10 protein-coding genes and 1 tRNA gene are annotated in these 12049 nt (G+C 62.8%); 2 read left to right on the top strand and 9 right to left on the bottom strand.

Features of this window, described 5'->3' with window-relative positions; translation table 11 throughout:
* The 6 genes from DK261_RS19550 to DK261_RS19575 form a co-directional block, all read right to left on the bottom strand.
* Window positions 1-2143: pertactin-like passenger domain-containing protein (locus DK261_RS19550; protein WP_256597588.1), on the bottom strand; the 2143-nt coding region annotated here is incomplete at its 3' end.
* Between the two features lie 540 nt (window positions 2144-2683).
* Window positions 2684-2757 (bottom strand) — tRNA-Gly (locus DK261_RS19555).
* A 202-nt stretch (window positions 2758-2959) separates the two neighbouring features.
* On the bottom strand, window positions 2960-3844 hold the full coding sequence (locus DK261_RS19560; protein WP_009047472.1) for an alpha/beta fold hydrolase: 885 nt from the start codon (window positions 3842-3844) through the stop codon (window positions 2960-2962).
* Between the two features lie 353 nt (window positions 3845-4197).
* Complete coding sequence (locus tag DK261_RS19565; protein WP_009047473.1) at window positions 4198-4890, bottom strand: pseudouridine synthase; 693 nt, start codon at window positions 4888-4890, stop codon at window positions 4198-4200.
* 33 nt (window positions 4891-4923) lie between these two features.
* Window positions 4924-5142, bottom strand: coding sequence for a cysteine-rich CWC family protein (locus DK261_RS19570; RefSeq protein WP_029526103.1), 219 nt, complete (start codon window positions 5140-5142; stop codon window positions 4924-4926).
* Window positions 5143-5149: 7 nt separating this feature from the next.
* A complete protein-coding gene (locus DK261_RS19575; protein WP_028681771.1) occupies window positions 5150-6637 on the bottom strand; it encodes a sensor domain-containing diguanylate cyclase in 1488 nt (495 codons plus the stop codon).
* 259 nt (window positions 6638-6896) lie between these two features.
* Between DK261_RS19575 and DK261_RS19580 the strand changes: the two genes are divergently transcribed.
* Window positions 6897-7343, top strand: coding sequence for a hypothetical protein (locus tag DK261_RS19580; protein WP_009047476.1), 447 nt, complete (start codon window positions 6897-6899; stop codon window positions 7341-7343).
* A 57-nt stretch (window positions 7344-7400) separates the two neighbouring features.
* Here the strand turns inward: DK261_RS19580 and DK261_RS19585 are convergent, their stop codons facing one another.
* The gene (locus DK261_RS19585; RefSeq protein WP_110176177.1) at window positions 7401-8513 is read right to left on the bottom strand and encodes an enoyl-CoA hydratase/isomerase family protein; all 1113 of its coding nucleotides are present in this window, start codon (window positions 8511-8513) and stop codon (window positions 7401-7403) included.
* A 131-nt stretch (window positions 8514-8644) separates the two neighbouring features.
* Here DK261_RS19585 and ung point away from each other — a divergent pair, with 131 nt between their 5' ends.
* Entirely contained in the window at window positions 8645-9337 is a 693-nt protein-coding gene (gene ung / locus DK261_RS19590) for a uracil-DNA glycosylase (protein ID WP_009047478.1), read from the top strand.
* Between the two features lie 172 nt (window positions 9338-9509).
* Here the strand turns inward: ung and DK261_RS19595 are convergent, their stop codons facing one another.
* Window positions 9510-10541 carry an AbrB family transcriptional regulator gene (locus DK261_RS19595; protein ID WP_009047479.1) on the bottom strand — a complete coding sequence of 344 codons (1032 nt, stop codon included), beginning with the start codon at window positions 10539-10541 and terminating at the stop codon, window positions 9510-9512.
* Complete coding sequence (locus DK261_RS19600; RefSeq protein ID WP_007930213.1) at window positions 10534-12048, bottom strand: tripartite tricarboxylate transporter permease; 1515 nt, start codon at window positions 12046-12048, stop codon at window positions 10534-10536. The genes DK261_RS19595 and DK261_RS19600 overlap by 8 nt, the downstream gene beginning before the upstream one ends.
* Window position 12049 lies beyond the last annotated feature (1 nt).

Raw genomic sequence — 12049 nt, forward strand, 5'->3', positions numbered from 1 at the left:
AGGTCCCGACGTCCACGACCTGGCCCCTGTTGGCCAACGAGAAGGAGCCTGGACCGCCTTCGGTCTGGATAAGCTTCAGGGCGCCATTGGCCGTCGCAGGTTCGGTCCCGCTGTTGGCCACCAGTACGCGGTGATTGCCCTCGACGGTGCCTGCGACACGCAGCAGATCACCCTGGCCGGAGCCGATGTCGGTGCGCATTTCGAACAGGCCGCCACCCTTGAGATTGCCGCTGATGTCCAGCGTCTTGAAATCGCTTCCAGGGGTGTCGAAGGAAACGCTGCCCGTCGTGTCCAGGTCCGCTACTGCCGAGTTGCCGCGCACGCGCCAGACACTGCTGTCGTCGATGCTCAGTTTGTCCACGGTCCGCCCGTTCCGATCGAGCAGTGCGCCGGTCAGCATGGAATGGTCCTGCAAGCTCAGGCTCGCCGATCCGCTATCGATCGCTACATCGCCTTCGAGGCGGCTGCGCAGTGCATTGAGTTGCACGTTACGCGCGGCGATGTTCAGCTTGGCGTTGTCGCTGCCGGTCCATTCATCCTGTTGCAGGAGGGTGCCATTGCCGCCATTTCGCGATTTGCCGATGACCATACTATCGACCAGGTTCGCTGTCAGGCCGGAACCTTCGACGGTGATGCCATGCCCATCCTCGGTTTCGATATGGCTGTTGCGGATGGTGACTTCATTGTCGACTCCAGCCTTCATCGAGTAGGCCATTAAGCCGGCAGCGCCCGTACCGCTGGTGCGCATGTCAACGCCGTCCAGCGTGACCGTTGCGCCGCTGTTGCCCATCCTCAAGCCGGTGGCGAAATCTCCCGTGGTGCGTACTGTCGTCCCCGTGGCCTGCAGGCGACCGCCATTGACCAGCATGCCGTAGGCGGTCTTCCCATGGGTGGTCACCGAACCGCCTTCGAACGCGATATCGGACACAGCGGTACGCGACACCACACCGATGGCCGCCTGACCAAAGGTCTCGATGGCAACGTTACGGAGCGTACTGGTCGCGCGGCCGCCACTGCCGGTCCAGGCTTCGGATGAGTAGAGACCGTGGCCGCTGGTCCCGTGGGTGGTGATCGAACCGCCGTCCATGGTGAAAGTACCCGCGCGGTTGTCGACACCTACGCCATTGGCGCCGGTCATCTCGATGGTCGAGTCCTTGACGGATACGACCGCCTTGCTCGGCAGCCAGATGCCTGAAACCTGGGAACCGTTGCTGTCGATCTGTACGCGTTCCAGGGTGGCGCGACTCTCACTTTGTGCGTTGAGGCCATAGCCCGCCTCGGAATGAATCTTCACATCGGTCAACTTGGCTGTGGATTGGGTGATGCTGGCCCCCGAAGCGCTGCCCAGGTGAACACCGGAACTATAGGCGTCGATGGTGCTTTGGGAGAGCGAAAGCGTTCCCCCGGATGTCTCGATACCCCTTCCGCGGAGCGTGCGGATATCGGTATGGGTCGCAGTGACCGAGCCACGGTTGATCATGATGCCTCTGCTGCCCCATTGCGTGGCAGTGTCGTTGGCATTCAGCCTGGCCTTGTCCAGGACGATACTCCCACCGTCCTCGGCATTGACCGCGGCGGCTTCCGCTCCCCAGGCGGTAATTTCCAAGCCTTGAGCGGTAATTGTCGAACCTGCTCCCGCACTATTCAGGCCATGGGCGCCATAGCCCCGGGCGCTGATCGTCCCCCCGGTGACTTCGGCCTGGCCGCCCTCGCGGGCGTATACGCCGTGGGATTCCTGTCCTTCGGTGGTGATCGTGTTGCCATTCAGGGCGGCTTTGCTGCCGGCGTCCTGCACCACTACGCCTTGGGCATTGCGGTAGCCCTGGGTGTTGATCGTGCTATTGGACAGGTCCAGTGTCCCGCCCGATCTCAGGGTAATACCCGTGGCCCCGACTCCCGTATCGGCGATCCCGGATTCGATGCTGACGCGATCGCCCGCGAGAGCGTTGCCGGCCCCACTGATAAGGATGGCTGGAGCGACTTGCCGATTGACCACCGTATCGCCGGGATCGAGCAGCATGGATTCGCCATTGGGCGAGGACAGGTCGATGCTGGGATAGGTGGCCGCTGCTGCGGTCATGGAGAGTGACGGGAACAACACCGCCAGGATGGCGAGAGAGAGGCGAGTCGGCTTCAGTGTCATGGAGTAGGGCTCCGCTGGACGCCGCTCCACACGAATTATCGAATCATCAGACTGCGATATTGATGGATTTCATTCGTACAGAATCGATGGGCGTGAAGGGTTGGCAGGAGTGTCTCGACTGCGCCGACTCCACGAGTCGTCAACGATTCGTGAGTGTGCGACGAGTTCGAATGCGCAATTCTCCCCGCCGTTTCTGCACTGAGAACATAAGAAGGTTCTTAAAAACGGCCTTGTATGACACGGCGGCCAGAGCGTGTTTTTCCCGGCTCCCGCAGCGCTTCCAACGCAGGCAATGGCTGCCCCGCCGCGGCGTAACCCTTCAGTGGCTGCCAATACAATCGGGCAAACCATGGCTGCGACAAGGATGTTCATTGAGATGTTTCAGTAATATCTGACGCGGCAGGCCCAACAGAACCATCACGCTGGCGTGGGCTGGAAGTCTTGGTCGATTGGGGGAGATGGGGTTTTGCGTGTTCGCCTGGTAGTAGCGGCGTTTCCAGGCTCGTCCGCCTTGGGTCGAGACGTCCCGGAATGGGGAAGTGGAGCGGGTGAAGGGAATCGAACCCTCGTTATCAGCTTGGGAAGCTGGAGTAATGCCATTATACGACACCCGCTCGGAGCGGCTGACTTTGTACCAGAAGTGCGCGCGGATTTGAAGTTTTTCTTTACCGGGCCTGTGTCTGCGAGGCGGCGGGAGACGTGCACGGGCACGCTTCTACGCCGTCATCGCGGTGACGGGGCGAAGACCGTCTTGCGGTCTATCGCGAGCAAGCTCGCTCCTGCGGCAGGGGACGAGTTGCTCGCGATGACGCCACTTCAGATAGCCAGGGCATGGTGGTCCTGCAGGTAGTGATAACGCGGGCGACTGGTGTGCTGGGTCGGTTTGAGAAACCCCATCAGCGCGTTGCGGCTGTCCCGGCAGGCGGCCTTGTGTTCCATGTCGAGGAAGTGCCCGGCGGCCTGGATGGTGCTGAAGGTCGAGTGCCGGACATGGTTGCCGAACAGCCGGGCGTCATTGGCGGCGGTGTATTCGTCCCATTCGCCGTTCATGAACAGCACCGGTACGTCGATGTTCTTCGCCGCTTTCAGGTAGCACTGGCGGTCGCTGTTGAGGACATGGCTGATGTGGAAGTGCATCTGCCCGTATTCATGCTCGGCCAGGGTGCTGACGTGGCGATAGTTGAAGCGCTTGAACAACGACGGCAGGTGCTTGCCGATGGTCTCGTTGACCAGGTGCCCGACCCGGTCGCGGTCCAGGCTGCCGAGGTAATCGACACCGCGTTCGAGGTAGTCGCGCATCGGCTCGTTGATCACTGGCGAGAACGAGCTGATCACCGCCTTTTCGATGCGTCGCGGGCGCTGTGCCAGGGCGAGCAGCGTCGGCGCGCCACCCCAGGAAAACGACATCACATGCTCGGCGGCGAAGTGGTCGATCAGTTCCAGGAGGATCTGTCCTTCGACTTCCTTGGTGAGCATTTTCTCGTGTCTGTTGTGGGCTTTCGAACGACCGGCGTAGGGCTGGTCGTAGAGCACAACGTTGAACTGCGGATGCAGGTTCTTCACGGTCTGCGCAAAAGACGCAGTGGTGGCCATTGAGCCGTTGACCAGAATGATGGTCTTTTCTGCGGCATCTGCGCGATAGAACTCCGTGTAAACCCGATACTGACCTTGTATATCCAGCACAGCGATTTCTGGCCTCATGTCATAAGACTCCTGGCAAGCGGGTATGCGCGCAACCGAGGGTGCACGAGATTTGTGACAGGTAGGCATACGCCTGGAATTTTTGAGCCCATGTCGATCCGCAACAGATGGTCGACGGGTGTTGTTATAGGCGGGCAATTTGCCGGACAACAGGAATGAGCACAGGCGGCTCGGACGGCAAAGGATTTCTTAGAAGTATGTTCGTGACTCATCGGTCACATTTCGGCCGACGGACTGATTCAAGCAGGGAGAACGCCGTCTCGCAAGTGCCGTTGGTAAATTGTTCGACAACTTTCGGCTGAATGGTCATCGCATCGTCGATGGCTTACAGCGGCTACAGAAATTGTAGGTGCTCAGATCAGGCGGATTTCTTCATCGGTCAGCGGCCGGTACTCGCCGGGCGCCAGGTTTTCGTCGAGGGCCAGCGGTCCCATGCGTTCGCGGTGCAGGCGCAAGACCTTGTTGTCGAAATGGCCGAACATGCGTTTGACCTGGTGGTAGCGGCCTTCGACGATGCTCAGCCGCGCGCACCGGGGGCCCAGGATCTGTAGCTCGGCGGGCAGGGTGGTGAGGTCCTCGAAGGCGAAGTACAGGCCCCGGGCGAAGGTCTCGGCGTACTCCGGGCCTATGTCCTGTTCGGTCTCGACGTAATAGCGCTTCGGCAGTTTGGTCTGCGGCTGGGTCAGGCGTCGCGACCAGTTGCCGTCGTTGGTGAGGATCAATAAACCGGTGGTGTTGTAGTCCAGGCGCCCGGCGATGTGCAGCTCGTGCTTGTCCGGTTCGTCCAGCAGGTCGAGCACGGTGCGGTGTTCGGGATCGCGGGTGGCGCTGACGCAGCCCATGGGTTTGTGCAGCATGAAATAGCGCGGCGGCTTGCCGGCCTGCAGCACTTCGTCGTCGAGCTCGACCCGGCTGAATTCGCGCACCTCGGCGTGGGGATCGCTGACCACCTGGCCGTCGATGCGGATGCGCTTTGCCACCAGCAACAGGCGCACCTGCTGACGATTGAAGCGGGGCAGGTTACTGAGGAAACGGTCAACGCGCATGGCTATCGGCAGGCTGGCAAAGGGCTGCGCATCTTACGGGATCGGCCTGGCGGCCGCTTGCAGTTGCGCCTCGACCCGGGCGCAGCGCGGACACAGGCAGGCACGATCGCGCAGCTCCGGCGGCAGCGCCTGGAGCACCGCCGGATCGATGCTCACGCTGTAGCACCAGCAGGCCTGGTCGGCGGTACGCGGGTCGGCCAGGCTGCAGTCGTTGCGGGCGCCGCAGGCCGGGCAGAGGCTGGGGCTGTTCAGGGTCGGTTCATTCATAACGGGAGTGAGGCATTTCCACGCAGGTTCGGTTACGGCCAGTCTGCTTGGCACGGTACATCGCATGGTCGGCGCGCGACAGCAGGCTGTGCAGGGTATCGTCCGCCTGCAGCGTGGTCACGCCGATACTGACGGTCAGCTGCATGTTCTTGCCCTCATAGGCGTAGCGCTGTTGCTCGATCAGCAGGCGGATTTTCTCGGCAATCTTCAGCGCCGTGGCGCTGTCGGTGTCCTTGAGCAGCACGATGAACTCTTCGCCGCCCCAACGGCAAACGATATCGGATTTGCGCAGGCAGCTTTCCAGGTGCCGGGCGAAGCCGCTCAGCACCTGGTCGCCGGCGAGGTGGCCGTAGGTGTCGTTGAGGCGTTTGAAGTGATCCAGATCCAGCAGCAGGGCGGTCAGCGGCTTGGGCTCGCGCTGGGCTTCGAGCATGGCCTGGGCGGCCAGCAGGTCGAAGCCGCGGCGGTTGTGCAGGCCGGTGAGGCTGTCGAGGGTGGCCTGGGTTTCGATCTTGCGCTGGAAGCGCCTGACCACGCCGTTGAGCAGGGCCAGCACGATCAGGGTGATGACCAGGCAGATCAGCAGGTTGAGGTACAGCGAGCGGCGGATATCGCCCAGGGCGCTGCCCTCGTGCTTGTCGACGAACAGGTACCAATTCAGCTCGGGAATGAAACGCACATTGAGGAAGTGCCGCTGGTCTGGGGCGCTGTACTCGTAGCTGCCGCTGTGAGGCTTGGGCAGCCTGGCCTGCAGGTCGCGCAGGTTTTCCAGTTCGGACAGCGATTGGCCGGCCCGCGCGCCCTGCGGACCGCCTTCGGCCCCGGTGAGGACGATCCGGCCCTGGGTATCGACGAAATACACACTGCGCTGATAACGCTGCTGGTAGCGGTCGATCAGCTTGACCACCGTATCCACCTTGAGGCCGACACCGGCAACGCCGATGAAATTGTCCTGGTAGTCGTAGACCTTGTAATTGATGAAAAACGTCAGGTTGTTCTGGTTGGCCTGGTCCGGATCGACGTTGATTTCATACGGGGTGGCCATGTCGCGGACGCGGAAATACCAGGCGTCGGGAGGGGTATCAGGGGCGATTTTTTTCAGCACGCCCTTGGCGTGGTAGTAGGTCAGGGTGCTGTTGGAGACGAAGAACGCGGTGTAGGCGCCGTAGTGGGTCATGACTTCGTTGAGGTAGCGGGTCATCTGCTCGGGATCGCGTTCGCCACCCATCACCCAGTCGCGCATGAAGGTATCGCGGGACATCATCGAAGAAATCAGGATCGGTCGTACCAGGTCTTTCTGGATCTCCGAATACACGGTGTCGGAAGTCAGCGGCAGCTCGGTGTTGACGATATTGTCGCGGATCGAGGTTCGCGAGGCGTAATAGCTGAGCAAGGACGTGGCCATAAAACCGCCACCCAGCAGCACGATGAGCGTGATGATCAACCAGCGCTGCGAATACAGCGGGGAACTAAGCGGCATGGGCGATCCCCTGGCAGTGACCCGATGCAAGCATTCTAGTGGCTGCGTCGACGAGTAGCGGCGTGATTTGATAGCTCGCCAGCCAGCGAAAACCGGGCCTTCTCGGATCCAAAATCCTCGCCTGGCGACTTGTATCAAGGTGTAACCAAAATCGCACCAGACCCGGTTTTCGCGGTCAGATATTCCGTCAGCCAGAACATCCTTGGCTGCCGCCGGCCAGCGTCGCTGGCATGGCCCATCAGCGGTCCAGGAGGCCGCCATGTATCGTCGAATTCTTCTCACTGCGTTCCTGGGTTTGGCTCTTTCTGCCTGCGTTCCCTATTACGACTACGACGGAGGTTCCACTTACTACCGCTCTGAGGTCTATACGACGCCGGCGCCGGTCTACTACGGCGGTTCCTATTATTCTTCCGGCCGCGGCTATTACGCGCCGCGTTATTACCAACCTGCGCCTCGCTACTATCAGCCAGCGCCCCGGTACTACCAGCCGCGGTATTACCAATCGGCTCCGCGTTACTATCAGTCGGCGCCGCGGGCGGTTTATCGCGCCTACCCGAACCGTGGCTGGGATGGCCACCGCCAGGGCTGGAACAACGACTATCGGCGTCATGACGGCCGCCGCGACCATGACGGCCGGCGTGGCGGTCGAGACTGGAGCGATCGCGGCCGCGACGATCACCGTCGTGACCGTCATCACAACCGCTGATCTGCCCACAACGAACAAGCGGCGCCTGGTGCGCCGCTTTTTTCATGGCGGGCTTTTTTAGAAGTCCGACAGATCCGCCAAGGGGTGACGGCCTTCCCAGGCCTTGTGGAAATGCGCCTGCACCACGGCGGCGGGAACGCTGTTGATGTCCGGCCAGTGCCAGCGGGGCTTGTGGTCCTTGTCGATCAAGCGCGCCCGCACCCCTTCGCTGAATTCAGGATGCCGGCAGCAGTTCAGGCTCAGGGTGTATTCCATCTGGAACACCTGGGCCAGGGACAGGTGCCGGGCCCGCTGGATCTGTTCCCAGACCAGGCAGGCGGTCAGCGGGCAGCCCTCGCCGAGGGTTTTCGCCGCCCGCGCGAGCAGGGCATCCGAGTGATTGTGCAGCTGGCTGATGGCGCGCCAGACACAGCGTACGTCGCTGACGTCCAGCCACTCGTCGATTTGCTGGCGCCGTGGCAGCCACTGGGCCGCGGGCATCTGCGCCATGGCTTCCTGTTGCAGGGCCTTGAGCAGGCTGTTGAGCTGCATCGGCGTCTGCTCCTGCCAGTTGAGTTGCAGCAGCCCGTCGATCAGCGCTTCCTGCTGGTCGTCCCGCAGGAAGCGGTCGGCCAGGCCCAGGTCGATGGCGTCGCGACCGTTCATATGCGCGCCGGTCAGGCCGAGGAACAGCCCGAGCTTGCCCGGCAGGCGCGAGAGGAACCAGCTGGCGCCGACATCCGGGTACAGGCCGATGCTGATTTCCGGCATCGCCAGGCGGCTGCTCGGTGTGACGATACGAATGCTGGCGCCTTGCAGCAGGCCCAGGCCGCCACCGAGCACATAGCCGTGGCCCCAGCAGATCAGCGGTTTCGGGTAGGTGTGCAGGCGGTAGTCGAGGCGGTATTCCGCGGCGAAGAACTGCCCGGCCAGCGGCGGTACTTCGCCGGGGTGGGCCAGGCAGGCCTGGACCAGGCTGCGCACTTCGCCGCCGGCGCAAAAGGCCTTGGCGCCGTTGCCGCGCAACAGCACACAGACCACCTGCGGGTCCTTGGCCCAGGCTTCCAGGCGGTCGCTCAACAGATGGATCATCGGCAGGGACAAGGCGTTGAGGGATTGTTCGGCATCCAGGCTGGCAATTGCGATGCGTGCGCCATCGGTGCCGGTGAGTTCTTCGAAGTGCAGATTCATCGTGACCTCGATCGGGAATTTGAGCGTTCAGTATGATCGCTATAGGCGAAAGTGGCGGTTCTGCGTCAGATCAATTGACAAGCGTGGTGGGCTTTCCTAGGGTGCGCCCATTGATTTTACCGGGTGCAACCATGACCGATGACGACCGTATCAAACTCGAACCCAGCTGGAAGCAGGCACTGCGTGCCGAATTCGACCAGCCTTACATGGCGGAGTTGCGCGAGTTCCTGCGTCAGGAACATGCCGCCGGCAAGGAGATCTATCCGCCGGGCCCGTTGATCTTCAACGCGCTGAATTCCACGCCGCTGGACAAGGTCAAGGTGGTGATCCTCGGCCAGGACCCTTATCACGGTCCGGGCCAGGCCCACGGCCTGTGCTTCTCGGTACAGCCCGGCGTACCGGCGCCGCCGTCCCTGGTGAACATCTATAAAGAGCTCAAGCGCGACCTGAACATCGACATGCCCAACCACGGCTACCTGCAGAGCTGGGCCGACCAGGGTGTGCTGATGCTCAACACCACCATGACCGTACAGCGGGCCAACGCCGCTTCCCACGCGGGCAGGGGCTGGCAGCATTTCACCGACCGGATCATCGAAGTGGTGAGCCAGCACCAGCCCCACCTGGTGTTCCTGCTGTGGGGTTCCCATGCCCAGAGCAAGCAGAAGCTGATCGATGCCACCAAGCACCTGGTGCTGACCTCAGTACACCCGTCGCCCCTGTCGGCGTACCGCGGCTTTATCGGTTGCGGGCATTTCAGCCGGACCAACAAATACCTCGAGCAGAATGGCGAGACGCCGATCGAATGGCGCTTGCCGCCGGTTTGATGGAGGGTTGAAGGCCGTCATCGCGGGTAAGCCCCGCTCCTACAGAAACAACGCAAAACCCTGTAGCCGCTGCCGCAGGCTGCGATAGGTCCGAAGGACCTCGGCGATTCTGTATATTGCGCCCCCTTCGGGGTCGATCGCAGCCTGCGGCAGCGGCTACGGGGGACCGGCTTCAGTCCGGTTTCTTGTCCCAATGCCGGAACAGCGGCTCGGCCAGAAACAGCACGAACAGCAAGCGCATCACCTGCATCGCCGTCACCAACGGCACCGACAGTTGCAGGGTCTCGGCCGTCAGGCTCATTTCCGCGATGCCGCCGGGCATCATGCCCAATGTCAGCGAACGCAAATCCAGATGAGTCAGGGCGCTCAGGGCCACGGCCGCGAGGCTGGCGATCAGCATGGTCAGCGCGGTGCCGACCAGGGTGCGGCCCATGAACGAGGGCGCACGACGGAAGAACTGGCGATTGAAGTGACAGCCAAGGCCGCTGCCGATCAGCCACTGGCCGATCTGGCTGCCGCCGTCCGGCAGGCCGATGTGCAGGTCCCAGCCGATACTGACCGCGGCGCTGACCAGCAGCGGCCCGAACAGCCAGGGGTTGGGCTGGCGCAGACGCTGCCAGAGCCAGGCGAGCAGGGCGCCCGCCGGAAACAATACCGCCAGCCAGCGCCAATCGACGCTGGCCGGATGCAATTGGGGCACGCCTTCACCCAACAGGTACTTGAAGGCCGCCGGTACACACAAGACCACCACCAGCACCCGCAGGCTCTGCCCGGCCGCCACACGGCTGAGCACCGCGCCGTTGCGCGCGCCGAGGTTGACCATCTCGCCGGAGCCGCCCGGCATGCTGGAGAAGAACGCGGTGGCCCGGTCCTCACCGGTGCGCCGCAGCAGCCAAACCCCGACCACGCTGGACAGGCTGGTGACCAGGGCACCGAAGAAGATCAGGCCGAAATGGCTCATGACCTGCTCCATCACCACCGGGGTGAAGTGCAGGCCGATGCCGATCCCTACCACCCATTGCCCGCATTTGCGGCCGCCGGGAATTTCCCCCAGTTGCCAGGGCGTCAGGCAGCGCACCAGGATGATCGCCAGCAACGAGCCGACCATCCACGGCAGCGGCCAGCCGATCTGGCTGGCGAGGTAACCGCCGACCAGACCGACCAGGGGCGTACCCCACCACTGTTTGAAGCTGACCTCAGACATCGGCCACGGCGCGTTGCAGGGCCGAGCGCTTGCGCCAGATGCGGATCATCGGCATCAGCAGCATGATCACGGTCAGCACCCAGACGCCGACGGTGATCGGGCTGGACCAGAGGATTTCCATCGCGCCGTTGGAGATCGACAGCGCGCGACGCAGGTTCTGTTCCATCAGCCCGCCGAGGATAAAGCCCAGCAACACTGGCGACAGCGGGAAATCCAGCTTGCGCAGGATGTAGCCGAAGATGCCGATGCCGACCATCAGGAACAGGTCGAAGGTGGTGGCGTGCACCGCGTAGACGCCGATTCCGGTGATGATTGCGATCACCGGCACCAGGGCCCAGTTCGGCACGGCGAGGATGCGGGTGAAGACGCGGATCATCGGGATGTTGAGGATCACCAGCATGATGTTGGCGATGAACAGCGAGGCGATCAGGCCCCAGACGATGTCCGGTTGCTGCTGGAACAGCAGCGGGCCCGGGGTGATGTTGTACAGCGACAGGGCGCCGATCATCACCGCGGTGGTGCCCGAGCCCGGGACGCCGAGGGTCAGCATCGGCACCAGGGCGCCGCAGGCCGAGGCGCCGATCGCGGTTTCCGGAGCCGCCAGGCCGCGCTTGTCGCCCTGGCCGAACTTGCCGCTGGCGCCAGCGATGCGTTTTTCGGTCATGTAGGCCACGGCGCTGGCCAGGGTCGCGCCGGCACCCGGCAAGACGCCCATGATGAAGCCCAGCAGGCCGCAACGGATGTTCACCACGAACACCGACGCCGCTTCCTTGAAGTTGAACATCATGCGCCCGGTGGCTTTCACCGCTTCCTGGCCGCGATGGGTTTTTTCCAGCAGCAACAGGATCTCGCTGATGGAGAACAGGCCCAGTACCAGCACCACGAACTGGATGCCGTCGGTGAGGTGGATGTTGTCGCCGGTGAAGCGGTACACGCCGCTGTTGGCGTCGATGCCGACCGACGACAGGAACAGCCCGATCAGCGCCGCGATAAAGGTCTTGATCGGTCGGTCACCCGCCATGCCGCCGAGGCAGACAATGGCGAACACCATCAGCACGAAGTACTCCGCCGGGCCGAAGGCGATTGCCCATTTCGCCAGCAGTGGGGCGAACATCACCATGCCGCAGGTGGCGATGAAGGCGCCGATGAACGAGCTCCAGGCCGACAGCGACAAGGCCACCCCGGCCAGGCCCTGGCGCGCCATCGGGTAGCCGTCGAGGGTGGTCATCACGGTGGAGGCTTCGCCCGGGATGTTCAGCAGGATCGAACTGATCCGGCCGCCGTATTCGCAACCCAGGTACACCGCCGCCAGCAGGATCAGCGCCGACTCCGGTGGCAGGCCGAGGGCGAAGGCGATCGGGATCAGCAGTGCCACGCCGTTGATCGGGCCCAGGCCCGGGAGTAGGCCGACCACGGTGCCGATCAGGGTGCCGGTCAGGGCGGTGACCAGGTTGTAGGGGCTCAGCGCGACGCCGAAACCCTGGCCCAAATAGCCAAGCGTATCCATA

Source organism: Pseudomonas sp. RW409, from assembly GCF_003184125.1.
In the GTDB taxonomy this organism is placed as follows: Bacteria; Pseudomonadota; Gammaproteobacteria; order Pseudomonadales; family Pseudomonadaceae; genus Aquipseudomonas; species Aquipseudomonas chlororaphis_I.